The organism is Pseudomonadales bacterium, from assembly GCA_041395945.1.
Lineage (GTDB): Bacteria > Pseudomonadota > Gammaproteobacteria > Pseudomonadales > Azotimanducaceae > SZUA-309.
This window is the reverse complement of record JAWKZN010000002.1, coordinates 439,180-462,386: the sequence shown is the minus strand read 5'-3', so window position 1 is coordinate 462,386 and position 23,207 is coordinate 439,180. Positions and strand designations below refer to the sequence as shown.

The window sequence follows — 23,207 nt, the reverse complement described above, 5'->3', positions numbered from 1 at the left end:
GATGCCGTCCTGTCCGGTTAATCTGCCTGCAGCTTTTTCTTTTATCGGCAGCAAGGAGTTATCGACTTGAGTGGAAGTAAATCCATACTGGCCTTTGCAGGCAGCACCCGATCCGCATCGGTGAACAAGAAGGTTCTGGCCATCGCTTCAGAGGCGGCCCGCCGCGATGACGCGGAAGTGACGGTGATCGACCTGCGGGACTTTCCTCTGCCGATTTACGACGGCGATCAGGAGGCTGCGGAAGGCGTTCCGGAGAACGCGCTGAAACTGAAGCGCCTGTTCAAGGCGCATCGGGGGCTGCTGATCGCTACGCCGGAATACAACACGTCCATCAGCGGTGTTCTGAAAAACGCCATCGACTGGGTAACCCGGCCGGTGCCCGATGAACCCCATCTGGCCTGTTTCAACGGTAAAATCGCCGCGCTCCTGTCTGCATCGCTGGGGCCGATGGGTGGAATCCGTGCTCAGGCGCATCTGCGCCAGATACTCAGTGGTATCGGGGTGACGGTGATTCCAGAGCACTGGGGTGTTCCCGGTGCGAAGCCGGAAAGTTTTGACGACGGCGGTGCGCTGAAGGATGCGACCGGCCAGGCCATGGTACAGCGGGTAGGAGAAGCGCTCTCGGGATTTCTGGGTCGGCTCGCAGATTAATGCACCGCTTCGATGATCCCATGCAGAGCATCGGCTTCCTGTGCCGGATCAACTTCAGGCTGTTTGCCCGGGAACTGGAAAAGCGCATCGCCGCCCACGGCGTGAGCAGTGGTCAGTGGCGCTCATTGCGGGTGCTCTGGGCAGAGGACGACATCACTCAACGTGAATTAAGCGATCGGGTCGGGGCGACTGAGGCGACCACGGTGCTCATGATCCGCAGCCTGGTCCGGGACGGATTCGTCACCAGACGCAGTGATCCGGAAGACAAGCGGAAAGTCCGGATCAAGCTGACGCCGAAGGCGAAAAGACTGCAGGCGAAGCTGATGCCCTATGTTGCAGAAGTGAACGATGTGGCGGTACGCGGGGTTTCTGCCGCCGATCAGAAGAAGCTGAAACAGCTGCTGGCAACTGTTTATGCGAATCTCGTCGAGGCAGACCTGTAATCCTGTCCTGGTGAACGCGGCATGCCTGTGGATCCGGCGGATTAACTGTCGCTGATCTTTTCCCTGCCCGTCGCAGCCCGCAGGACGTTGGCCTGGACGCTATCCAGGTACTCGTCGATACGGACGATCCTGCCATTCTTCACGGTAATGAAGATGCAGGCGGGAATGGTGTGACGCTCCCCGCCCGCCGTTGTGCAGTGCAGGTCGTGGCGCTGGAGAATTCGGTTATCGTCCAGCGCCACACGCTCCTTCACTTCATATTCGATGGCCGCGACACTGCTGATCAGGCCTTCCAGTGTCCTCAGGTTCTCGCTTTTGCTCTGTACTGAGTTCGAGAAGTTATGCCAGACCTCAACATCGGTGGCGTAGAGCGCGTCGACACCGGCCGGATTGCCGGCTTCAATGCATGCGAACAGCCGGCCGGCGACTGTCAACGCTGACTCGTTCATCGCGGAGTCCTCCCTAGCTGTCTGATTCCGGAGCGGAGCCCCAGTTCTGGTGCAGAGCGTCGCGAAGCCCATCGACCCGGGACCTGCCGATGCGCCGCACCAGCAGGCGCTCCAGATCCCCCAGCCCCTCCTTGGCGATGTCGCGCAGTTCCCGGCCACGCGGGGTGAATCGCACGATCTTCTGCCTGCCGTTGGTCGGATCGGGCTCCAGGGTGACCATTTCCTTGGTCATGAGTTCTTTCAGTCCCTGCCGTACCGCCTGTTTGCTGATGCGCAGGCGCTTTGCGAGATCGGCAGGTCGGTCGATACCTTCGGAAAGGTAGACCATCATCATCGACTGCGCGCGGGGTAGAGACATTCCCGCGTGTTGTTTCATGTAGGCCTGCAGGCCGTCATCGATCCAGTAGGTGGCATGCACCAGATCCCGCAGGAGCACGTGATCTCCGGAACCGGCGGATGGTGCGGCAGACTTTTTTCCGGGATTCACGCGCCGGTAATCGGGCTGCCGTATTCAATGGGTTGATTCGCCGGCATTACTCAGTTCTCCTTCTTCCATGCTCCGCCTGCCCAATCCGCAGGTTCACCTGCACCGGGAACCGGTACTTCCCGAATGCGTTCAGGGACATCGTCGAACTCCAGACGCAGTGCCTTGCAGCATACCGCATGAAGGTTGTACCCCATGACGTGATATGTGAGCTCGAGGATGTCTTCATCACTCAGGTGCGAATGCAGGACATTGAACAGTTCATCGGATGCGCGCCCGCCATGCAGAATCAGAGCGTCCGCCCAGGCCAGCACCGCCCGCTCTTTAGCATCGAACTCGTCGGATACCTCCCAGTGTGGAATCGCTGCGATCTGTGCATCCGTGATACCGAAGCGTCTGGCTGCTTTACAGTGCTGGGAGAAAACAAACTGGCTTCCCTGTGTGTATCCGGCCCGCATGATGCCCAGCTCGCGAACCTTATTGTCGAGCTGGCTGATACTTTTATCCGCAAACATGCCGAACATGCCGAAATGACTGGTCGCGTGATCGAAGATGTAGGGTACCAGCGCGAAGACCGTCCACCAGTTGCCGGGTGTGCCGGTGGCAGTCCCGGGTTCGGCCACCGGATCCCGATCGCCGAACAGCGCCTGATAGTACTTGAGGACATTCTGTCCGGCCTTGCTTCTAGGTACCTGTCGTAGTCTCGGCATTGCATTCTCCCTCGATTGCGGAAGCGAAGTTGAAAGGCCGCCGCCAACACGAGTGTTGAGACTGCGCGGGCACTATTTCAACGCATGAACTGCAATGATGCTATTGACAGACTTGTACTTAGTCAACGATATTGACCCGCGCAACGGAGGAGAGGCCAATGCCGACCAATCAGAAATTTGAGATCAGAGGAATCAATCACCTGGCACTGGTGTGCCGTGACATGAAGGCGACCGTGGATTTCTATTCCGGCGTTCTCGGCATGCCGCTTACCAAAACCATCGATCTGCCCGGCGGTATGGGTCAGCATTTTTTCTTCGACATCGGCAAGGGGGATTCGCTGGCGTTTTTCTGGTTTCCCAACGCCCGTAAGAGTGAACCCGGGGTTTCTCATGCCGCGGCACTGGTCGGGCAGGGGGATATCACATCTGCTCACGCGTCGATGAACCACGTTGCCTTCGATGTTCCGCTGGACAAGATCGATGAATACCAGCGCAAGCTGGAGGCGGCCGGCGTAGAGGTCACTCCCGTGGTCAATCATGACGACTCTGAAACCCAGGCAAGTCCGACACTCACCGAATCGACCTTTGTGCGCTCGATCTACTTCAAGGATCCGGACGGGATCCTGCTGGAGTTCGCAGCCTGGACTCGGGAGCTCGATCAGCGGGACGTGAACAGTGAGCCTGTCAGCGTCGACTGAGCAGACGCCGGTAGACGGCGAGGCTTTCCAGCTCCGCAAACCAACGGACGAAATCTGATGCGGGCCCGATCGGACCCGCCCAACTGATACTAACTGTGTGAAAGGAGAGAGTCATGCAAGTATTCCATAGTCGAGTAGTTCTGTTCTGTGCCTCGTTGAGTACCGCAGTCTGGTCACCTGTAGTGATTGGTGCCGAGGAATCAAAGGGCGCCATCGAAGAAGTCGTCGTTACCGCGCGTTATCGGGAAGAGACAGCCCAGGAGACGCCGGTTGCCATAACGGCATTCAACCAGTCCATGCTTCAGGAGATTACTGCCCTGGATCTGCGCGATGTAGGCCCCCAGTCTCCAAACGTGCATATTCAGCCCAATACCTTCGCGCCGAATTCTTCGGCCATCCACATCCGCGGAATGGGCGCGCTTACCATCGAGTCCACCAACGAGCTGAGAAACGGTGTATCGGTCAACGGCGTGTACATATCGCGACCGGTGGCCACCCTGATCGATTTCTTCGATGTGGACACGGTGCAGGTATTGCGCGGACCCCAGGGCACCACATTCGGTAAGAATTCCCTTTCCGGTGCGGTAGCGGTGGACACGATCAAGCCGGACGGCACAGTCGACTACAGGGCCGAAGTGACAGGCGGCAACTACGACCGCCTCGATTTCCGTGGCGCGGTTCAGTTCCCCATTATCGAAGACAAGCTGTCTGCTCGAATTTCCGGCCTGGCCCAGAATTATGACGGCCACTATAAGAACCGGGCGAACGGCGGTCATCTGAATGGCGAGGATGTGGATTCGATCCGTGGGACCCTTTCCTGGACCCCGACCGAGAATTTTGATGCCACTCTGATCTATGGCTGGCTGAAAGAACGCAGCCAGGCCCCCGGTGGGGACGACGATTCCGATCCCAATCAGCTGATCAACATCTTCTTCGCCGGTGCACCCTTCTTCTGGAACGGCGAACCCGACGACGGTGACTTCACAGTTGGGCGTGATGCGCTGGACTTCTACGACACCGATCAGGACAGCTGGACCGGGATCATGAACTGGGATGTCGGTAACTACACGCTGACTTCGATCACCGGCTACATCTCGACAGACGATTTCGCGGCGGCGGATTTCGATCAGACCGAGCTGCCCTTCTTCCCGACTTTCAGAGATCAGGAACACAGTCAGTTCAGCCAGGAAATCCGGGTGCAGACCGATTTCTCGGACATGGACGGTTTCCTCGGTAACCTCGAACTGGTAGGGGGTCTGTTCTACTTCGAACAGAAGCATGAAATCGTGCAGTCTTTCCCGACCCTGGGTAATCCGTCGTCTGCCGACTACGCCCACCAGAAGGGTGAAAGCAAGGCGATCTTTGGTCAGGCGATCTACGCAATCAACGACCGGCTGAATTTCCTGTTCGGCGTGCGCTACACGGATGAGCATAAGGATTTCGAACGCAATCCGGGCACCCTCTTCGGGACTCAGATCTCCGCGACCAATCCTTCTTCCCGGCCCAGTATCGACGAGATGTCGCGGCAGCCGATGACGGTCAATGGCGAACTCGACAGCGACCGGACCACGATCAAGGTCGGTGTCGACTATCAGTTCACCGACTACGTGATGGGCTTCGCGACCTATTCCCAGGGCTACAAGGCGGGTGAATTCGGTGCCAGAGCAGGCTCGGATCTCACCGCGGGTCCGACCGACGACGAGACTTCCGACGCCTTTGAAGTCGGTGTCAAGAGTGATCTCCTGGATGGCCGCCTGCGCGCCAATGCCACCGCGTTTTACACGAACTACAAAGAGCTGGCCTTCGAAGTCTTCTTCCCGTCGCCCAACAACCCGACCGGCCAGGAAACAGCGTCACAGAATATCGGCGAAGCAACCGTCTACGGCCTGGAGCTGGAGCTTACCGCTGTTCCGATCGATGGTCTGACCCTGCAGGGTGTGCTGGGCCTGCTGCATTCGGAGTACGATGATTTCTGTGCCGACCTCGATGGACCGGCAGTGGAGACCAATCCGGTTTCTGACTGTGGTGGGGTAGTGGTTGCGCTGCCGAATGGTACCTGGCTGGTGGACCGGGATCATACCGATCTGGAACTTACCCGCGCGCCGAAGACCCAGATCTACCTCTCCGCCCAGTACGACTGGAACACGAGTATGGGGGGATTCCATGTACGCGCCGCGACCGACTACGAGAGCAAATACTCCGCCGGTGGTACCAGCAACAATCCGAAAGGTGATACGGGCGATTTCTGGCTGATGGATGCCAGCACCGGCTGGACCAGCCCGGATGACAAATGGCGCGTGCAGGCCTGGTGCAAGAACTGCACAGACAAGCACTACACTAGCGGGCTCACACCCACCGCCCAGTTTTTCAACCAGCATTTCTGGGGTCTGCCGCGGACCTATGGCCTGACGCTCGCATACCAGAAGTAGAGGGAACGAGTTCGGCACGGGTGCGTTTGAGCCAGAGGCTGGTATGAATTGAAAAGTGCCAGCCTCGGATACGCCTGGTATGTGGTAGCCGTACTCCTGCTTGCCCAGGCGTTTTCCTTCCTCGATCGCATGATCATGGGCCTGCTCGTGGGGCCCATCCGCGAGAGCTTCCAGATCTCCGACACCCAGTACAGTCTGCTGGCTGGTCTGGCGTTCTCCCTCTTCTACGCGATCATGGGTCTTCCGCTGGCGCGCATCGCAGACAGCCGGAACCGGCGTAATCTGATCGCCGCAGGTATTGCGGTCTGGTGTGCGATGACTGCGCTGTGCGGACTGGCACGTGGATTCTGGACCCTGTTCATTGCCCGTGTCGGAGTGGGTGTCGGCGAAGCGACGCTCGCGCCGGGTGCCTATTCCATGATCACCGACTACTTCCCGAAGACGGTTCTTGGCAGAGCGCTCTCGGTTTACATGATCGGTGTGACGCTGGGCTCCGGCTTTGCCTACATGCTCGGCGGGGCGGTGGTTGCCTATGTGACGAGCATGGGTCAGGTGGTGTTGCCCGTGCTCGGCCCGGTGGAAGGCTGGCAGCTGACGTTCTTCATTGTCGGGCTGCCGGGTCTGCTGGTCGCCCTGCTGGTCTTTCTCACGATCCGCGAGCCTCCACGGCGCGGGCTGGCGGGTACAGATACCGCGGCAATCCCGCTGCCTGAAGTAGTCGGCTATCTCTGGCAGCGGAAGGCGGCTTTCGGCGGCCACATCTTCGGTGTCTCACTTTTCATCATGGTTGTGTATGCCCTGAATCTCTGGGGGCCCACCTATTTCATCCGCACCTTTGCTTACAGCCCGGCGCAGGCAGGCTGGACGTTCGGTCTGATCATGATCGGTGCCGGGACTGCCGGTCTGCTCCTGGCGGGCACGATTGCGGATGCCTGGATGTTGCGCGGAACCCGAGATGCTTACGTGCGGACCATTCTGGTCAGTATCGTCTGCATCACTCCCTGCACAGTCGCCCTCGGATTCACGAGTAATGATCTGGCGGCCATCCTGCTGATGGCCCTCGCGGTGTTCTTCTCCGCATTTCAGGGCGGTGTCAGTGGTGGCACTCTGCAGTTGATGGCGCCGAACCGGATGCGCGGTCAGGTGATCGCCCTGTACATGCTGGTATCGAATCTGATCGGGCTTGGACTGGGGCCGACACTGGTGGCAGCGACCACCGACTATGTGTTCGGCTACGACGAAGCCATCGGTAAATCCATAGCCCTGTGCGCGGCCATACTCTGTCCGCTGGGTGGGCTCATTCTCTGGCGCAGCCTTGCTGCGATCCGCGCCCAGCTTGCGGAGCAAGATGCGCTTGCGGAGCAAGATGCGCTTGCGGAGCAAGATGCGCTTGCGGAGCAAGATGCGCTTGCGGAGCAAGATGCGCTTGCGGAACGGGCTGCTCAGTAGGTGGACCAGACCCGGTAGCCCAGGCCCTTCGGCTGGTAGACCAGCAGAGCGGGCAGATCGGGATGCGCCCGTGCTTTCTCTCCGGCAGCCTTGAAGTCCGCCTCCGACTGCCACTTTGCGTAGTGCACGATGCTGGTACCGTCCAGCCCTTTGTGCAGGAAACTCTCGACGAAGCCGGGCTGCCTGCTCAGAAAGCTGCCGACATAGGCGCCGATCTTCTCCAGTGCCTCATCCTGAGTGTCCGGCTCTGTCACAAAGGTGACGATCACGATGTGTCGTTTGTCTTCGCTCATCTGCATCATCCGGTCAGAGAGTCGCGCACGATGTTGCGACCCAGCACCATGTTTGTGAGTTTCGTGTAGGCGACATCCCTTGGCAGGTATTTCATCCCGCAATCCGGCGCGATGACCATCCGTTCCGCAGGCAGAAACTCGAGCGCCGCGCGGATACGCTCGGCCACCACTTCGGGAGTTTCCGGCGTGAGGTCGCGGAGATCGATCACTCCGACATGTACTTTCTTGTGCGGCAGTGCCTGGAGCAGATCCATCTTCAATCTCGGCTGGGCACACTCGATGGAAATTTCATCCGCACTGCAGCTGTCGAGTTCGCCGAGAAAGGCGTAGCCTGCCGGCTTGTCAGCCACATGTTTGCCGTATCCGAAGCACACGTGCAGCACGGTTGGCCCGGTCGCACCTGCCAGAGCGCGGTCGATGGCTGCGACCGCATATTCACGAGCCGCTTCCGGTCGTGCCTGCACATAGGGTTCATCCAGCTGCACAATGTCGACACCCGCGGCAAACAGATCGCGCAGCTCCTCGTTGACCGCTGCCGCATAGGCCATCGCCAGCGTACCGATGTCCGGGTAGTAGTCGTTCTGCGCCTGTTGAGCCATGGTGAATGGCCCTGGAAGTGTGATTTTTATCGGTTTGTCCGTGTGCTGCTTGAGCAAGGCTATGAAAGGTGCTTCCACAGGTTCGCGGCGGGAAACCTCGCCGACGACACGCGGCACCGGGACGGTTTTTCCCGTGCGATCAACCGCTTCCCCGGGGTGATCGATATCCACCCCGTTGAGGGCATTGGCGAATCGGTTGGAATAACTTTCGCGACGCATCTCACCGTCGGTCACGATGTCCAGTCCGGCCCGGTGCTGATCCTCCAGGGCGAGCACAGTCGCATCGTTCTGCGCCTCGGCAAGCCGCTCCGGAGGGATCTGCCAGAGCGCGTTGAGCAGAACTCTGGGTGGCAGCCGTTCGTTCAGACGTTGCCGGTCGATCAGCCAGGAAGGCTGTGCGTAGCTGCCAACGAGCGACGCTGGTAGAACAGGCAGGTTGATCACAGTGTCTTCTCCCAGATTGCGAAGTTGTGCTCAGGCGCCATAGCGCTTCAGCCAGTCGACGATCAGATCTGCAACATCGTCGCGGGCGTTGTCCGGGCTTTCCAGATAGTGATCGCCCGGTATCATCTCAAGAGTTTTGTCCGTGCTGGCCAGCTCTTCGTAAATGGATTTCGCGTCGCTCGGGAAGACGCCGGTATCCCCCGTGCTCTGCACGACCAGCGCGGGCTGGGTAATACGGTTGAGATGCGGGGCCCCCCGACAGTGGGACTCCTTGAGGCTCCACATCGACAGCCAGGTTCGCAGTGTATTGGTGAGGCCGATGCCGCGCGGTGCGAAATTCGCCGTCTTCGGATCTCCCGCGTAGCAGCGACCGACCTGCCGTTCCGAGGGATCGATGGTGCCATCCATAAGCCGCAGATCGGCCCAGGTGCGGTACAGATTGAACGCCCGGTCGGTCATGCCGAGTTTCTGCAGCCGCGCCAGCTCGCTGTGACACCAGGCGGTGATCCGATCATTGCGCGCTTCCTGGGCAGCCCGATATTTCGCGATGAAGGACGGGGAGTACGGCGGTCCATTGGCCGGGTCGAACATGTTGAGTGCGGGGTCGATGCTGGCTGGGTCGGTTTCATCCGTGATGGATGGATCGAACCAGGCGGTGAGCACCTCGGGGCGGCCGAGGTGTGCACACAGCGAGATGTACAGATCCGCCGGAATCAGGTCCTGCAGCGCATCCGGCAGCTTGAGTCCTGGGGTGGGGGTCATGGTCACCCCGAGGGCCTGGGACTGATAAGCACCCATCAGTGAACCACCTCCGGAATTTCCCAGGATCACTACCTGCTCCACCCCCGCGGTTTCCTTCAGCCAGCGTACGCCTGCGCCGATATCGACCAGAGCGTGTTCGAGCAGGAAAAAAGCTTCGTTACCGCGGAAGCGGGTATTCCAGCCGAGAAAGCCGACACCCCGCTTTGCCATGAACTCGCCGAGATAGTGTTCGCTGAAGTCCACGTTGTAATGGGTGGCGATGAGCGCCGTCTTCGGCCGCTTGCCCTCGGGACTGTAGTAGAGCCCCTGGCAGGGGTAGAAACCGGCGCCGTTGCGCGCACCGGTGGGTGAAGCCATGGAAACAAACTGCCGCTGCCAGTTGGCCATAAGATCGTCCTCCGGAAGTGTTGGAATCTGACCTTAAGCGAAAATGCTTAGCTTGCAAACTACTTTGAATGTTCGGGTTACGCGCCTGCAGCGCACCACTAGACCAGGGCCATCCCGCCGTCGACGACCAGTACCTGTCCGGTCGTAAAGCCGCCGCGCATCAGATAGAGATAGGCCTGGGCGACCTCATCCGGATCTCCCGCCCGGGCCAGGGGCTGGCGCGCGGTCATCCGCTGCAGCTGTGCTTCCCGCCGATCCGCCGGGATGCTGTCCCAGACTTCGGTCAGCACGTAACCGGGACAGACTGCGTTCACCCGCAGTGGCGCGAGGTCGACCGCCAGCGCCCGGGTCAGGTGCTCGATGGCGCCCGCCATGGCACTGCTCAGCGCGGCCTCCTTGCGCGGTCGATGGGCGATCATGCCGTTTGTGAGGGTGATCGAACCCCGGGTGCACAGATGGGGCTGGGCATGTCTGATGGCGATCAACGCACCCCAGAATCGAACCCTGAAGGTCGGGTTTGCGCCTGCAAGATCCATCTGGGCAACCGTTCCGCCGCCACGATTCGGACCCCAGTCTCCTGCGGTGTAGGCCAGGTGATCGAAGCTGCCGATGGGCTTGAAGAACTCGGCCACGCTGGCTTCATCCCTGACATCGACGGCAGCACCGCTGGCGGTGCCGCCCAGCCTTTTTACCGCGTCCGTGACTCTGGCTGCACTGCTCGAACCGACGATGACATCGGCGCCTTCGGCGAGAGCGCTTCGCGCAACCGCGAAACCGATGCCGGAAGTGCCTCCGATCACCACAACGCGTTGATTTCGCAGGGTTGGGATAGGCATGCTGTCTCCTGTCAGGCTGAAATGATGGGTACAGGGAAGGCTAATCATGATCGAACTCTGGGGTGGACCGACACCGAACGCACGGAAAATTTCGATCTTCCTCGAAGAGTCGGGACTCGACTGGCGCTGGGAGTATGTCGATATGCTGGCCGGGGATCAGTTCAGGCCCGAGTTTCTGGCGCTGAACCCGAACAACAAGTTTCCGGTTCTGCGGGACTCCGAAGGGCCGGACGGAGCACCCATCACCCTTTGGGAGAGTGGCGCCATCCTGATCTATCTGGCGGAGAAGACGGGCCTTTTTCTGCCACCGACGGCGACCGGACGCCACATGATGATGCAGTGGATCATGTTCCAGATGGCCGGTGTGGGTCCAATGTTCGGTCAGTTTGCGCACTTCTACTATTACGCGAAGGACAAACACCCCTACGCCATCGATCGTTACAAACGCGAGACTGAGCGCCTGATGCGGGTGATGGACCAGCACCTGGCCACACGCACTTATTTTGTCGATGAGACCTATACCATCGCGGACATCTGTGTGCTGCCCTGGGTGGCAGGCCGCCTCGATGCGTCCCCGGGTGAACGCCCGCACCTGCAGGCCTGGGCCCGGGGTTTGCGGGAACGACCCGCGGTGCGTCGCGGTCTGGTGGCCTTCGATGAAAAAGTGCGGCCGGAGATCATCCAGGGCGGGCTGCAGGGCTTTGATGATGCACACCGCTCGATACTGTTTGGTGAAGAGCAGTATCGGGAGCGATGAACTGCCGACGCGGGTACGATGCACCCTTCGATCGATCCAGGGTGAGCACCATGAGCAAATGTCTGATTGCGATTCTGCTGTGTGGCCTGTGTGGAACAGCCTCTGCCGAGGCTCTGAATCCCCAGGCCTATGGTCTGCTGAAGTCCATCTACTCTTACGACCAGAGCTATCCACTCAATGCTCGAATCGTCGGAACCTTCACCCACGGCGCTGCCACCTTTGAGAAGCTGGTCTTCGACAGCTTCCACGACGGCAGGGTGCCGGGATTGCTGGCGCTGCCGCCCGAGGGCGAAGGTCCGTTCCCCGTTGTACTGCTGCTGCATGGTCTCACCGGCAACAAATCCCAGTGGCTGGAGGACGACTTCACCCATGGGGGTGAGCTGTCAGCGGCTCTGCTGCAGCAGGGCTATGCCGTGCTGGCGCTGGATGCTCAGTATCATGGCGATCGCGCGGTCTACAACGACCATATCGACGCGGGAGAAATGGTCTTCAAACGAGGCTGGGGTGTGCGGTATGCAAACATGCTGACCCAGTCCGTCGTTGATTACCGGCGTGCGATCGATTACCTGGCTACCCGGGACGACATCGATTCCTCGCGCATCGGGCTGGTGGGTTACAGCATGGGAGGACACATGGCGTTCATCCTCGGCGCAGTGGAGGAGAGAATCCAGGCGACGGTGGCCTGTGTGGTGCCCCATTCGGCGGGCATGCCGATGGCAGCCGCAGCCTTTGCCCGGGATATGGGTGCCGACCCGCTGCTGCTGCTGATGGCGAAAAACGACCAGTTCTACAGCGTCGATGAGGCCATGGCTCTGTTCGATGCCGTGCCTGGCGATGTGAAAACAATTCGCTTCTACGACAGCGGGCATTCACTGCCCGCCGGGTACACGGCCGATGCGGTGCAGTGGTTGCAGGGGAAACTCTGAAACTTCGACGTCCGCTCAGCGTCACGCCGGTGGAAGGTTACGGCAGGCGCTGCCACGGAGCAGATCGAGCAGTTTGTCCATCGCCTCTGTGCGTCTTGATTGCACCACATGGTATGTGGCGTGACGGTCCGGGCCTGCCTCTGTGTCCAGTTTCAGTCCCCAGAGCGCATCGATGGTGTTCGGCAGCGACGAATAACGCACATCAACGATATACAGAGGCTCCTCGGGATCCAGGGCCAGCCAGCCATCCGAATACCAGCGGAAACGCTCCAGGTCTCTCGCCTGCTGACTGTCCGGCACCAGCCAGGGCAGTGCCCTGTCTGTGTCGAGCGCTTCGATGTCTGCACCACCGCAATGACTGGTGTCGGCGGCGATACGCAGACCCGCGACGTAGTAGCGGCCATCGTGCCGGTAGACGGCTTTCCACAGCAGCAGATTGGCGAAGCCCGGTTTCACGTTGAGCCGCTCGATCTGGTGACCGCGTGTGTGCGCCAGCCGCTCGGCTGCTGCCACTGCCCGTTCGTGCTGAGCGAAACCGATGCACATGTACAGCGCTGCCCAGATCAGGCCGGCTTTCGCGAACATGGGCCGACGGCGGAGCAAGCCGATTCCCAGCAGGATGAGCAGCGGCAGGGTAAAGAGGGGATCAACGACCGAGATCCAGTTCCAGCTGACCCGCAGTGTCGACATCGGCCAGAACAGCTGCGTGCCATAGCTCGTGCAGGCGTCCAGCAGACCGTGGGTGGCGTATCCGAGAAGACAGCTCAGATAGGTATCCCGCCAGCTCAGGTGCCTGTGCAGGAACGGCTGCAACAGCAGCGCGCACAGGCCCGCACCGATGGGAATGAAAACCAGTGCGTGGGTGAACTGCCGATGGAACTCCAGGTAGAGCAGTGGATCCGTTGCAGAGCGGATGAAGATATCGAGGTCGGGTGCCAGACCGCCGGCCAGACCTGCGATCGCACAGGCACGCAGGCGCCGGTGGTCCGCTGTCGCCTGTGCCAGCGTAGCGCCGAGCACGCCCTGTGTAACAGGATCCATCTTCTATGGAGTCAGCAATCGATCAGGCGCCAGTCAAGAGATTCGGCCGCAGCCAGCGGTACCAGCTGACCAGCAGCAAATTTCAATGTCCGAGGCACGGTCCAGGCTTTGCGCTCCAGTGTGATCCTGCGCTGGTTGGCTGGCAGTCCGTAAAACGCCGGTCCGAACAGGCTCGCGAATCCCTCCAGTGCGTCCATGCGCCCGGCCTGGTCGAAGGCCTGTGCGTACAGTTCCATGGCATGCAGTGCGGTGTAGCAGCCGGCGCAGCCGCAGTCGGACTCCTTCTCCTCCTGCGGGTGTGGTGCGGAATCGGTGCCGAGGAAAAATTTCGGATTCCCCGAGGTTGCAGCCTGTACCAGGGCCTGACGGTGGATCTCCCGTTTCAGCACAGGCAGACAGTAGTAGTGAGGACGGATGCCGCCGAGAAACAGCGCATTGCGATTGTAGAGCAGGTGGTGTGCGGTGATCGTCGCCGCCACGTTCGGGCCCGCCTCGATGACATAGTCTGCGGCGTCTGTGGTGGTGATATGCTCAAAAACGATCTTCAACTCAGGGAAATCCCTCCCCAAAGGGATGAGCTGATCGTCGATGAATGCCTTTTCGCGATCGAAGAGATCGATTGCGGGATCTGTCACTTCGCCGTGGATACACAGCACCATACCGAGCCTCTGCATGGCTTCGAGTGCGGGGTAAGTCTTCTTCAGATCGGTGACACCCGAGTCGGAATTGGTGGTGGCACCAGCCGGATAGAGCTTCAATGCCGGAATGAAACCGCTCTGGCGGGCGCGATCTATTTCTGCGGGCCTGGTGTGATCGGTCAGATATAGTGTCATGAGTGGTTCAAAATCCGATCCCGCCGGCAGCGCGTCGAGGATACGCTGGCGATAGGCACCGGCCTGGGCGGTGTCCACGATCGGCGGTTTCAGATTGGGCATGACAATGGCCCGTGCGAACTGTCGGGCGCTGTGGGCGACCACGTCTTTCATGCCCTGGCCGTCCCGGAGGTGGAGGTGCCAGTCGTCGGGCTGAATCAGTGAAATCGTCTCGCGGGTCGCTGTCATTGTCTGATCGTCTCAGTTGAGCTCGTGGGCGCGCATATCGCGCGCACATTACGCACCCAGGTCGGCGGTCATGCCCGGGTCTGGAATGGCGCACTACACTAGGCAGTCTCAGGATAAGTATCAACGTCCCTGGCAGAAGTCGATGAATTCAGGTGTGTGGATTATGAGGAAATGATGAGGGCTGCCTTTATTTGCCCTGCGATCAGGCGCGTGGAAATCCGGACTCTGTTCAGTTACCGGTCGGTTGTCCTGTTCCTGGTGGCGGTGCTCGTGATGAGCCAGGATCTGCAGGCGGAGCCCGCTCAGTACCGGGACTGGATAGTGCAGATGAAGGAGGCTCCGCGCGGGCCGTTTTCCCGGGTGCGCTGGTTCTGTAACGATGGCACAGACTGGCCGCCCACACCGAGGGCGTGTGATGGACACGGGGGCGGCGCGCAGCATGGGGAATGGACAGATCAGGTCAAGGCCATGCGCGCAGACGGCTATTTCATAGCGAACATCCTGTCCAACCTGAAAGTCGAAGACTTCCTGACGGAGCCGAATCATCGTGACAGGCTGGCTCAGATTGTACTGGAGCAGTTTCTGCTTGCGATCGACGATGGCTGGATTCTGCGCCACGCCCGCTACTATCGGGGTGCCCTGCAGGAAGAGGGCGAACGTCGGGGTGCCCGGCGCCTGCTGTTCAAGATGGCCGAAGACCGTGAATGGCTGCGGACCCGTTATGTGATGCTGCGCACCGCCGCCCGCTTTATCCCTCATGGCTCGGAGACCGATCAGATCACCCAGATCCGGCAGCTGAGCACCGATCTTGCCCGGCGGGACGCCGCTTTTCAGCTTCTGCGCAACAAGATCCACGTAAGGCCGGACGCGACGGACGCGGACGCTGTGTTTGCATACGCTGCGGCCCATCCCGACTCCGAACATCTGGCGGACTATGAGCTGCTGGCCAGCACCATACGCTCAGCCTACCAGCCGTCTACCCTCGTTGAGTACCTTGATAAGCTCGCAGTGCGTCTGCAGGGCTCGGGGGAGCTGAGTGAGATTCTGAGAGCCGCAGCGACCCGAATTGCGACTGCTGAGAACGTGGAAGCCCGCTTCATCTACACAGCTGAGCTGCTCAGAGTGCTGCGCGATCAGCTGCTGGTTCCGAACAGCCCCGACCGACGCCTGGCGCTCGTCAATGCAACCCTGAAACTCGAGGCAGAGCATTTTGCTGCCGGGACAGAGCTGCGCGATGAACTGCACAGCGCATCGCGCAGCAGGATCATCGACTGGCTCCTGACGAACTCTTCCGCCCTCTATGGTGCCGGTCTGATCTCCGAGCGGCAGCGAGCGGCCATTGAAGGGGAAATGCAGCGATTGCGGAGTCCGGAGGTCAGTCTGACCGAATACCGGGACGCTCTTGGTTTTCTAGCCCGGGTGCCGGGTTGGGGTACCTCATCTCTGTCTCTGTATTTCGGTGAAGCGATGCAGCGTTTCGCCGCCATCGAGCCGTTGAGCCTCCTCTTCATTCAGGACCAGCTGCGCGGGAGTGCACTGTTCTTCTTTGCGCAGGCCCTCGATGTGCTGCAGCGCGACGCGGAACAACTGGCCGGTGTGCGCAATGAGCTGTTCGGCGAGCGTATCAGTGGTATGCGATCCCTGAATCCCGGCTTCGCACGGGGTGTGTTGCGCTTTGCACTGACGGTGGACGAGACCACCGAGTTCGATCGGAATGGTATCTATGTACTGCATGAAACCATTGCGGATCTCCCGCCTGTAGCCGGAATCATCACGGCCGGTGAAGGCAATCCGCTTTCTCATGTCCAGCTTCTCGCCCGCAATCTGGGAATTCCGAATGTTGCGATCAGTGAGCAGCTCATGGAGCGATTACGCAGACACGCCGGCGAGACGGTGGTCCTGGCAGTTGGCCAGACAGGTTCGGTAGAGATTCGTGGTGTGGATCCTGAGGCGCTGGAGGATGCCGGGGAGGAAACCGGTCAGCCAGCGGTGCGGATCGTTCCGGACATGGCAAAAATCGAACTCGGCTTTCGAGAAATTCCGACACTGGACAGTCTGCGGGCAGCCGATTCAGGCCGGATCGTGGGACCCAAGGCGGCGAAACTCGCCGAGCTGCGTCATCATTTTCCGGAAGCGGTCGCCAATGGCATCGTCGTCCCCTTTGGGGAGTTCCGCGCCCTGCTCGAGCAACCCAAGACGGGTACCACAGGCACCGTGTTTGAATGGATGGTGGAGCAGTATGAGCACCTTGCCACACTGCCGGTGAACTCCCCGCAGCGCGAAGCACAGACCCAGAGCTTTCGACAGGTTCTGGAAGCCTGGATCCTGCACGCGGATCCGGGAGACGAGTTCCGCGAGCGGCTGCGGAAAGCAATGGAGGAGACGTTCGGCGAGGAGGGCAGCTATGGTGTGTTTGTGCGCAGTGACACCAATGTCGAAGATCTGCCCGGATTCACCGGGGCAGGATTGAATCTCACCGTGCCGAATGTGGTGGGTTTCGATGCGGTGATCGAAGCCGTCAGCCGGGTGTGGGCATCGCCCTTCAGCGCCCGGGCGTTTGCCTGGCGACAGAACTTCATGCCTGCGCCTCAACACGTCTATCCGGCCGTGCTGCTGCAGCTCACCGTGCCGGTGGATAAGTCAGGTGTGATGGTTACCCGGGACATCGACAGCGGCGACGATCGCTGGCTGTCGATTGCGGCAAACGAAGGCGTGGGCGGTGCGGTGGACGGTCAGGCGGCTGAGTCTCTGCGTGTGGAAATCAGCACCGGCAGGGTGCGTCTTCTGGCTCAGGCGGCTGCTCCGTGGAAACGTATAACCCCTGCAACGGGCGGGATCGTGCGGATACCGGTTTCCGGATCCAGTGTCATTCTGCAGGCGGAGGAGATTGCTCAGCTGATCCGCCTGGCAGAAACTCTGCCGCAGCAGTTTCCTCCGATTACCGATGAACAGGGAGAGCCGGCTCCGGCGGATATCGAGTTTGGCTTTCTGGGGGGTGAACTGCGCCTCTTCCAGATCCGGCCATTTCTCGAGAGCACGAGGATGCGTAACCATGAATATCTCGCGAATCTGGACCGGCAACTGGTTGATACCGGCCCGATCCGGGTGGACCTCAGCGACCGTCCACTAACAGAAGGAGTCCAATGAAGAGTTTGAGAGTGACGGGGTCGTTGGTTGCGCTGGCGGCAGTCAGCCTGCTGGTGCCGGCAGCGCAGATCGCCGCCTATCCAATTGATGGCTACGAGGAGACGGGCATCGGCCGTCTGGAGGTGGCGCGGCGGGTACAGGCGGGAGAGATGTATGGCAGCAAACAACCGCCTGGTGGTCTGTTGAGTCTCTCCGAGGTCGATCTGCGCCTGCTCGATCGGCAGGACCTGCAGCTGCCGGAACCGGACGCGGCGCTGTCCGCTTCGGTCATCGAATTGCTCGGAGATCGGAAAGATGACTATCAGTTTGCGCTATTGGACCTGTCCGATCCGGCGCGGCCCAGATATGCGGAGCACGGTGAAAATTACAGGGCCAATGTGGGCAGCGTGGGAAAACTGCTGGTCGGGCTGGCACTGTTTCAGGCGCTTGCTGACCTCCGTCCGGAAGCGGTGGATGAACGTCGGGCGCTGCTGAAGAACACGCGCATCGTTGCCGATGAATTCGTACTCACGGATCACCACACGGTGCGGCAGTGGGACCCGGTCCTGGAGGTTCTCACCAGACGCCCGCTGCAACCTGGCGATGTCGGCTCGATTTGGGAGTACCTGGACTGGATGATGTCCGCGAGTTCCAATTCGGCGGCATCGTCGCTGATCCGCGAAACGATGCTCATGCGCAAATTCGGCGACGAGTACCCGGTTACCCACGACGTGGGGATGCGGTTCTTTGCCGAGACTTCCCGCGCAGAGCTGGGAAGTCTGCTTATCCGCACGCTGCAGCTGCCAGTGACCGCAGCCGGATTCAATCTCGACGAAATCCGTCAGGGCAGTTTCTTCACGGCGACCGGTAATCGCAGAGTGCCTGGAACAAAGAGTTATGCCACACCGCGCACACTGATCGAGTTTCTGCTGCGCATGGAGCAGGGGCGGCTGGTGGATGAGTTCTCCAGCAGGGAGCTGAAGCGACTGCTGTATTCGACGGAACGGCGGATTCGCTATGCGTCTGCACCGGCGCTCAACCAGGCCGCCGTCTACTTCAAATCAGGATCTCTGTACCAGTGCGAACCCGAAGCGGGATTCAGGTGTCTGAAATATCACGGCAACGTCAAGAACCTGATGAACTCGGTCGCGATCGTCGAGTCTCCTGCCGGGGCCAGAAAACATCACTACATGATCGCTCTGATGAGCAATGTGCTGCGTCGGAATTCAGCCGTGGACCATCAGACGCTCGCGACCGGAATTCATGAACTGATCACCACCGGCGCCGTGACTACCGCGACCGCCCTGTCGCGAACCGAAGAAGAACTGGCCCGGGCAACCGGACGCACGGTCGACTGATCCGGGCGACAGACAGACAGACGGACGGATTTCCGGGTCCCCGGTATACTCGGCCCTCTAAAGCTTATGGGGGAGTGCAATGGCGAGTGAAGAAATGCGCGCGATGGCGGACATGCTGCGCGAGTCGGGGCTTTTCAGCGGGTCTGAAATCAATGTCGCCGAGATGCGTGAGAACATGGTGTCGATGACCGCGCCCATGGCAGACCATGTCACCCGGAAGGACTTCAATGTCGATGGCATCCCGTTGTGCCATATCACCGTCGCCGGTGTACGTGAGGACAGAGGCCTCCTTTATCTGCATGGTGGCGGCTACATGCTCGGCTCTCTGGATACACACGCTGAGCTGATGGGGCGACTGGCTGAAGCCTGCCGCGCACCGGTGCTTGGTGTCGACTACCGCCTGGCTCCTGAGAACCCCTATCCGGCGGCGGTTGAGGATGCAGTTGCCAGCTACGACAGACTGCTCGCCAATGGCATCCGACCCGATCAGGTCGTCATCGCCGGTGATTCCGCCGGTGGCGGTCTGACACTGGCCTGTCTGCTGGCCCTGAAAGCGCAGGGAAAGCCACAGCCGGCTGGGGCTGTGCTCCTTTCCCCCTGGACGGATCTCACCGGCAGCGGTGAGAGTTCGCGCAGCCGGGCGGCACTCGATCCGATGATCAGTGCTGAAAACCTCCTGCCCACCGCGAAGCTCTATATTGGCGATACCGATCCAGCGGATCCGGGGGTCTCGCCCTTATTTGGTGACCTGACGGGGCTGCCACCACTGCTGATTCAGGTTGGCGATCACGAAGTGCTGCTCGACGACTCGACCCGACTCGCCGAGCGCGCGGTGGCTCAGGGGGTAACTGCCGAGCTGGAAATCTACGAAGAAGCCTTTCATGTATTCCAGGCCATGCCCGGTCTGCCGGAATCCGGCGACGCGCTGGCGAGTATCGGACGGTTTTTCGACCGTGTAACCGGCGTAAAGGAGAAGCATAAATGAAGCTGGGACTGATGCTGGGATACTCGGGCGGGGAGCTGAAGCTGCCGGTAGAACTGGTGCAGCTGGCTGAACGCCTGGGCTACGACACGGTGTGGACGGCGGAAGCCTATGGCTCTGACGCGCTGTCCCCGCTGGCCTATCTGGCAGGGAAAACCGAACGCATCCGTCTGGGTACCGCCATCATCCAGCTTGCGGCACGCACACCCGCAAACGCGGCAATGACCATCGCCACCATCGACGCCCTCGCCGGAGGTAACCGGGTGATCTGCGGCATCGGTGTGTCCGGTCCGCAGATCGTCGAAGGCTGGTATGGCCAGCCCTGGGGCAGGCCCTACTACCGGATCAAAGACTACGTCAGCATCATGAAGAAGATTCTGCGCCGGGAAGAGCCTGTGGTGCATGAAGGGCAGGAGATTTCCCTGCCCTATGTGGGTGAAGGTGCCATGGGTGTCGGTAAGCCGCTGAAGTCCATCCTCCATATGAATCCGGACATACCCATCTGGCTCGGTACCGGTATGGAATCCACCGTGAAGCTGACAGCGGAAATTGCCGATGGCTGGCTGCCCCTGGGTCTGGTGCCGGAAAACTACCAGACCTACAGACCCTGGATCGAAGCCGGTCTTGCGAAGGCGGGAAAGAAACTCGAGAGCTTCGAACGCCAGGCCATGACCCATGTCAATGTCACCGACGATGTGCAGGCGGGCCTCGACCGGCAGAAGCCGGGTATCGCGCTGTATGTTGGCGGCATGGGCCACAGGAACAAGAACTTCCACAAGGAGATGATGATCCGTCGTGGCTTCGCTGAAGCCGCGGAACGGATTCAGGAACTGTATCTCGCCAAACGGAAAGACGAAGCAATCGCGGCGGTACCCGATGAATTTGTCGATCAGGGGGCGCTGATCGGCGATGAGCAGCGTATCAGCAGGCGGTTCAAAGCCTGGGAAGACTGTGGGATCACCGGACTGACCATCACCGGTAATGAGCAGGCGCTGCGGGTGATGGCGAAAGTTGCACGTTTGAATGTAGAGCCGGGCAGTTGAGCGGCTGAGTGATTGATTGGCTGACCAGGAGAGTTGTTCAAAAAACGACCGCGAGGTGAAGCGGGCCGGTCAGTTGGTCGGTACTAGCCGGATGGTTTCTTCTTCACTCGCTTTCGTGCCTCTTTCTCCCGTTGCCGGGCGGCTTTGGCTTCGCGGGCGGCCCTCAGTTCGGGGAAACGTCCTTCCACAACCGGTCTCAGCAGCTTCTCGAATGCAAAGTAGCCGCCGACGAACACCAGAATTCCATAGCCGGATAGCCACTGCAGCAGATAAACGGGCCAGATCGCAGCCAGCAGGCTGTTCACCAGGGAGAGAAAACCCATTCGGAATACGTATTCGATCAGTTGACTGCCGATGAATTCGGTCACACCCGCACTCTCTGCCAGTTCATTGCTGAACATGGTGACCTCGAGCACCAGGAAGGTGATGATCCAGCCCAGACCGTAAAATCCGGCGCCACGGGCGACCCAGACAGACAGCAGGCCGTCGCGGAGGTGACCGCCGAGGGTGCGAGGTTGTGCATAGATCTCTCCGGCGATGCGGCGGTGGCGGGCCAGACGCCCCTCGCGCTTCTGCTCTTGCGGACGCTTGTCGGTGTCGCTGGCCATGCCGATATCATAACAAGGGACTGGATCCGGCGGTCTGTACCCGCTGTTTCAGGGGCTGGCGCGGAATCTGCTCACGGAATCGGTGTGCCTCGGCCGGTCTCCTGAGATGCGCCAGTCACTCGGGATCTGCGCACTCAAAGATCCAGCCAGTTGCGTCCACCGCGAATGCGCGTCCACCGCCACCCGGGTAATTGCCGGACTGGAGTGCATCGTGCGAGGGAATTGCTCCACCGAACTGAGCGTTGACTTCGTAGATACCGGGCTCGATGGCAGTCGGTGCCCCGCGGCTGTAAACGCTGATCGTAAAAGCTGCAGCGTTTTCAGTATCGACCCGCATGACTTTCTCCTGACCCATGGACGCGCCCGGGTATTGCGGGCAGCCGAGGGTCTGCAGTGTTGCGCCGCGGCTGCGCAGGGCGTCAATGACGTTGTAGCGCCCGTAGGCGCCGATCTCGTACCAGGCGAAGCTGATGCCGGGAGCGGAGTCTCCGCGCAGTACCACCGCCAGATCTCCCAGCGTGCCTTCCCTGTCCGACGACCACTGCACGGAGGAGAGTGCGTTGCGGACGTCGTTTGTGGAGCGGAAAGACTCGGGTTCGGACTGAGCGAGGGTGAGCAGAGCTTCCGCCATGGGTCCGGCGGCACGGGCGGCCTGCCATCTGCTCCGGCACTGAGCAGGGGCCCAGGATGCCGCCTCCGGATGGTGCGCCAGCAGCTCCCGTTCGCAACGGTGAATGAACAGCTGCCGGGTCTCAATCACAGGAAACCCATCGACGGCGTCGACAGCGGAGGCGCTTTCGCCAGGATCGAGCGCAATTGCGCTTTCACCAAGGAGGGCCAACACCGCAAGAAATGGATATAGAGGTCGGTTCATGCCGCACACCACTGGTGGGTCAAATCTGGCACTGATACTCGCCGAACCCCGCTATCCGGACAAGGATCCGTCCGGCTGCCGGCATTGCGCGCGGTTCTGCCGGGAAGGTGGACCTGGGGCTTCCAATCGATTCCCGATCACCGTTTAATCAACCCCAAGCTTTTTGATGGAACCGGAAATGACCACTGCCTGCGTCAGATTATTCCTGATCATCTGTATTGCTTCACTCAGTTTCAGCGCACTTGCCCAGACGAGCGCAGCGCAGATCGTCGAACAGGCCCGGGAACGGGCCCGCCAACTCGACGAGATTAAACAGGTACTCAATGATCCGGATCAGAATGTGCGGCTCGCCGCCTTCGAGGCCATGGTGGACAGCGGCGATCCACTCATGCGTGAGCTCGCGCTCGATGCGGGAATTGCCAGCACGGATCAGGTACTGCGCGGACTCGCCCTCAAGTATGCGGTTCTCTCGCTTGAACAGCTTAACCTCAGCCTGATTCTGGATCCGGGCGCGCCGAAGGAAGTGCAGGAGAAATCACGCGCCTATCTGGAGAAGACCGGGTCCAGCTTCGTGCTGAAGATCGACACCAAATCCGTGGACGTAGCCCGCGGCTACTTCCATCTGCCCGGCAACAGCAATCGCACCGGAAATATCAGCGGGCTCGTTCTCACATTCGACTACGGCTACCACACCGGTGAACTGCACCTGCAGGACGACAACACGCTCGCCGGCACGGTCTATTACAGCTATGGCGGCAACCATCAGTTCAAGGCCTCAGCACCCATCCGCTGACGGG

Annotated in this window: 23 protein-coding genes; 12 read left to right on the top strand and 11 right to left on the bottom strand. The window is 60.3% G+C overall.

Annotation, left to right across the window (positions count from 1 at the left end):
• The first annotated feature begins 66 nt into the window (after nt 1-66).
• On the top strand, nt 67-651 hold the full coding sequence (locus R3E82_18775) for an NAD(P)H-dependent oxidoreductase (GenBank protein ID MEZ5552933.1): 585 nt from the start codon (nt 67-69) through the stop codon (nt 649-651).
• Complete coding sequence (locus R3E82_18770; GenBank protein MEZ5552932.1) at nt 651-1,094, top strand: MarR family transcriptional regulator; 444 nt, start codon at nt 651-653, stop codon at nt 1,092-1,094. Before R3E82_18775 ends, R3E82_18770 begins: the two co-directional genes overlap by 1 nt.
• Nucleotides 1,095-1,135: 41 nt before the next feature.
• Here the strand turns inward: R3E82_18770 and R3E82_18765 are convergent, their stop codons facing one another.
• From R3E82_18765 to R3E82_18755, 3 genes are read right to left on the bottom strand one after another with little or no spacing between them, the layout of a single operon-like run.
• Nucleotides 1,136-1,543: a nuclear transport factor 2 family protein gene (locus R3E82_18765; GenBank protein ID MEZ5552931.1), complete on the bottom strand. Its 408-nt coding sequence runs from the start codon at nt 1,541-1,543 to the stop codon at nt 1,136-1,138.
• A gap of 13 nt (nt 1,544-1,556) precedes the next feature.
• A complete protein-coding gene (locus R3E82_18760; GenBank protein ID MEZ5552930.1) occupies nt 1,557-2,030 on the bottom strand; it encodes a MarR family winged helix-turn-helix transcriptional regulator in 474 nt (157 codons plus the stop codon).
• Nucleotides 2,031-2,080: 50 nt separating this feature from the next.
• Complete coding sequence (locus tag R3E82_18755) at nt 2,081-2,737, bottom strand: carboxymuconolactone decarboxylase family protein (GenBank protein ID MEZ5552929.1); 657 nt, start codon at nt 2,735-2,737, stop codon at nt 2,081-2,083.
• A gap of 158 nt (nt 2,738-2,895) precedes the next feature.
• On the opposite strand from R3E82_18755, the gene R3E82_18750 reads away from it, so the two are divergent.
• The 3 genes from R3E82_18750 (at nt 2,896) to R3E82_18740 (ending at nt 7,313) form a co-directional block, all read left to right on the top strand.
• Nucleotides 2,896-3,435: a VOC family protein gene (locus tag R3E82_18750; GenBank protein ID MEZ5552928.1), complete on the top strand. Its 540-nt coding sequence runs from the start codon at nt 2,896-2,898 to the stop codon at nt 3,433-3,435.
• Nucleotides 3,436-3,548: 113 nt separating this feature from the next.
• Nucleotides 3,549-5,864 (top strand): TonB-dependent receptor, encoded by a 2,316-nt coding sequence (locus tag R3E82_18745; GenBank protein ID MEZ5552927.1) that lies wholly within the window; start codon nt 3,549-3,551, stop codon nt 5,862-5,864.
• Nucleotides 5,865-5,912: 48 nt separating this feature from the next.
• Entirely contained in the window at nt 5,913-7,313 is a 1,401-nt protein-coding gene (locus R3E82_18740; GenBank protein MEZ5552926.1) for an MFS transporter, read from the top strand.
• On the opposite strand, the gene R3E82_18735 is transcribed toward R3E82_18740, so the two are convergent.
• The 4 genes from R3E82_18735 to R3E82_18720 all read right to left on the bottom strand — a co-directional run bounded on the left by R3E82_18735 (nt 7,307) and on the right by R3E82_18720 (nt 10,634).
• Nucleotides 7,307-7,606, bottom strand: a complete 300-nt coding sequence (locus R3E82_18735) for an antibiotic biosynthesis monooxygenase (GenBank protein MEZ5552925.1) — start codon at nt 7,604-7,606, stop codon at nt 7,307-7,309. The genes R3E82_18740 and R3E82_18735 overlap by 7 nt on opposite strands.
• A gap of 5 nt (nt 7,607-7,611) precedes the next feature.
• Nucleotides 7,612-8,649 (bottom strand): hypothetical protein, encoded by a 1,038-nt coding sequence (locus R3E82_18730; protein ID MEZ5552924.1) that lies wholly within the window; start codon nt 8,647-8,649, stop codon nt 7,612-7,614.
• A gap of 30 nt (nt 8,650-8,679) precedes the next feature.
• Entirely contained in the window at nt 8,680-9,798 is a 1,119-nt protein-coding gene (locus tag R3E82_18725; GenBank protein ID MEZ5552923.1) for a hypothetical protein, read from the bottom strand.
• A 98-nt stretch (nt 9,799-9,896) separates the two neighbouring features.
• Nucleotides 9,897-10,634: an SDR family oxidoreductase gene (locus R3E82_18720; GenBank protein ID MEZ5552922.1), complete on the bottom strand. Its 738-nt coding sequence runs from the start codon at nt 10,632-10,634 to the stop codon at nt 9,897-9,899.
• A gap of 46 nt (nt 10,635-10,680) precedes the next feature.
• Here R3E82_18720 and R3E82_18715 point away from each other — a divergent pair, with 46 nt between their 5' ends.
• Both R3E82_18715 and R3E82_18710 read left to right on the top strand, forming a co-directional pair.
• Nucleotides 10,681-11,391, top strand: coding sequence for a glutathione S-transferase N-terminal domain-containing protein (locus R3E82_18715; GenBank protein MEZ5552921.1), 711 nt, complete (start codon nt 10,681-10,683; stop codon nt 11,389-11,391).
• A 50-nt stretch (nt 11,392-11,441) separates the two neighbouring features.
• Nucleotides 11,442-12,317 (top strand): alpha/beta fold hydrolase, encoded by an 876-nt coding sequence (locus R3E82_18710; GenBank protein MEZ5552920.1) that lies wholly within the window; start codon nt 11,442-11,444, stop codon nt 12,315-12,317.
• Nucleotides 12,318-12,338: 21 nt separating this feature from the next.
• Here the strand turns inward: R3E82_18710 and R3E82_18705 are convergent, their stop codons facing one another.
• Together R3E82_18705 and pyrC are read right to left on the bottom strand one after the other, a co-directional pair.
• Nucleotides 12,339-13,358 carry a metal-dependent hydrolase gene (locus R3E82_18705; GenBank protein MEZ5552919.1) on the bottom strand — a complete coding sequence of 340 codons (1,020 nt, stop codon included), beginning with the start codon at nt 13,356-13,358 and terminating at the stop codon, nt 12,339-12,341.
• A gap of 11 nt (nt 13,359-13,369) precedes the next feature.
• Entirely contained in the window at nt 13,370-14,419 is a 1,050-nt protein-coding gene (gene pyrC, locus R3E82_18700) for a dihydroorotase (GenBank protein ID MEZ5552918.1), read from the bottom strand.
• Nucleotides 14,420-14,629: 210 nt separating this feature from the next.
• Between pyrC and R3E82_18695 the strand changes: the two genes are divergently transcribed.
• The 4 genes from R3E82_18695 (at nt 14,630) to R3E82_18680 (ending at nt 20,928) form a co-directional block, all read left to right on the top strand.
• The gene (locus R3E82_18695; GenBank protein ID MEZ5552917.1) at nt 14,630-17,566 is read left to right on the top strand and encodes a PEP/pyruvate-binding domain-containing protein; all 2,937 of its coding nucleotides are present in this window, start codon (nt 14,630-14,632) and stop codon (nt 17,564-17,566) included.
• Complete coding sequence (locus R3E82_18690) at nt 17,563-18,903, top strand: serine hydrolase (protein ID MEZ5552916.1); 1,341 nt, start codon at nt 17,563-17,565, stop codon at nt 18,901-18,903. Before R3E82_18695 ends, R3E82_18690 begins: the two co-directional genes overlap by 4 nt.
• Before the next feature lie 79 nt (nt 18,904-18,982).
• Nucleotides 18,983-19,888 carry an alpha/beta hydrolase gene (locus tag R3E82_18685; protein MEZ5552915.1) on the top strand — a complete coding sequence of 302 codons (906 nt, stop codon included), beginning with the start codon at nt 18,983-18,985 and terminating at the stop codon, nt 19,886-19,888.
• Nucleotides 19,885-20,928 carry an LLM class F420-dependent oxidoreductase gene (locus R3E82_18680; protein ID MEZ5552914.1) on the top strand — a complete coding sequence of 348 codons (1,044 nt, stop codon included), beginning with the start codon at nt 19,885-19,887 and terminating at the stop codon, nt 20,926-20,928. Before R3E82_18685 ends, R3E82_18680 begins: the two co-directional genes overlap by 4 nt.
• Nucleotides 20,929-21,011: 83 nt before the next feature.
• On the opposite strand, the gene R3E82_18675 is transcribed toward R3E82_18680, so the two are convergent.
• Nucleotides 21,012-21,536, bottom strand: coding sequence for a hypothetical protein (locus R3E82_18675; protein ID MEZ5552913.1), 525 nt, complete (start codon nt 21,534-21,536; stop codon nt 21,012-21,014).
• Between the two features lie 115 nt (nt 21,537-21,651).
• Nucleotides 21,652-22,410 (bottom strand): hypothetical protein, encoded by a 759-nt coding sequence (locus R3E82_18670; protein ID MEZ5552912.1) that lies wholly within the window; start codon nt 22,408-22,410, stop codon nt 21,652-21,654.
• A 178-nt stretch (nt 22,411-22,588) separates the two neighbouring features.
• Between R3E82_18670 and R3E82_18665 the strand changes: the two genes are divergently transcribed.
• Complete coding sequence (locus R3E82_18665; protein MEZ5552911.1) at nt 22,589-23,203, top strand: HEAT repeat domain-containing protein; 615 nt, start codon at nt 22,589-22,591, stop codon at nt 23,201-23,203.
• The last annotated feature ends 4 nt before the right edge of the window (nt 23,204-23,207 follow it).

What these genes read in the sequence shown, in the direction of transcription:
- R3E82_18765 (MEZ5552931.1), bottom strand. Translation starts at nt 1,543, where the DNA reads ATGAACGAGTCAGCGTTGACAGTCGCCGGCCGGCTGTTCGCATGCATT.
- R3E82_18745 (MEZ5552927.1), top strand. Translation starts at nt 3,549, where the DNA reads ATGCAAGTATTCCATAGTCGAGTAGTTCTGTTCTGTGCCTCGTTGAGT.
- R3E82_18735 (MEZ5552925.1), bottom strand. Translation starts at nt 7,606, where the DNA reads ATGAGCGAAGACAAACGACACATCGTGATCGTCACCTTTGTGACAGAG.
- R3E82_18685 (MEZ5552915.1), top strand. Translation starts at nt 18,983, where the DNA reads ATGGCGAGTGAAGAAATGCGCGCGATGGCGGACATGCTGCGCGAGTCG.
- R3E82_18720 (MEZ5552922.1), bottom strand. Translation starts at nt 10,634, where the DNA reads ATGCCTATCCCAACCCTGCGAAATCAACGCGTTGTGGTGATCGGAGGC.
- R3E82_18670 (MEZ5552912.1), bottom strand. Translation starts at nt 22,410, where the DNA reads ATGAACCGACCTCTATATCCATTTCTTGCGGTGTTGGCCCTCCTTGGT.
- R3E82_18770 (MEZ5552932.1), top strand. Translation starts at nt 651, where the DNA reads ATGCACCGCTTCGATGATCCCATGCAGAGCATCGGCTTCCTGTGCCGG.
- R3E82_18750 (MEZ5552928.1), top strand. Translation starts at nt 2,896, where the DNA reads ATGCCGACCAATCAGAAATTTGAGATCAGAGGAATCAATCACCTGGCA.
- R3E82_18705 (MEZ5552919.1), bottom strand. Translation starts at nt 13,358, where the DNA reads ATGGATCCTGTTACACAGGGCGTGCTCGGCGCTACGCTGGCACAGGCG.
- R3E82_18725 (MEZ5552923.1), bottom strand. Translation starts at nt 9,798, where the DNA reads ATGGCCAACTGGCAGCGGCAGTTTGTTTCCATGGCTTCACCCACCGGT.
- R3E82_18675 (MEZ5552913.1), bottom strand. Translation starts at nt 21,536, where the DNA reads ATGGCCAGCGACACCGACAAGCGTCCGCAAGAGCAGAAGCGCGAGGGG.
- R3E82_18690 (MEZ5552916.1), top strand. Translation starts at nt 17,563, where the DNA reads ATGAAGAGTTTGAGAGTGACGGGGTCGTTGGTTGCGCTGGCGGCAGTC.
- R3E82_18665 (MEZ5552911.1), top strand. Translation starts at nt 22,589, where the DNA reads ATGACCACTGCCTGCGTCAGATTATTCCTGATCATCTGTATTGCTTCA.
- R3E82_18715 (MEZ5552921.1), top strand. Translation starts at nt 10,681, where the DNA reads ATGATCGAACTCTGGGGTGGACCGACACCGAACGCACGGAAAATTTCG.
- R3E82_18710 (MEZ5552920.1), top strand. Translation starts at nt 11,442, where the DNA reads ATGAGCAAATGTCTGATTGCGATTCTGCTGTGTGGCCTGTGTGGAACA.
- R3E82_18680 (MEZ5552914.1), top strand. Translation starts at nt 19,885, where the DNA reads ATGAAGCTGGGACTGATGCTGGGATACTCGGGCGGGGAGCTGAAGCTG.
- pyrC (MEZ5552918.1), bottom strand. Translation starts at nt 14,419, where the DNA reads ATGACAGCGACCCGCGAGACGATTTCACTGATTCAGCCCGACGACTGG.
- R3E82_18755 (MEZ5552929.1), bottom strand. Translation starts at nt 2,737, where the DNA reads ATGCCGAGACTACGACAGGTACCTAGAAGCAAGGCCGGACAGAATGTC.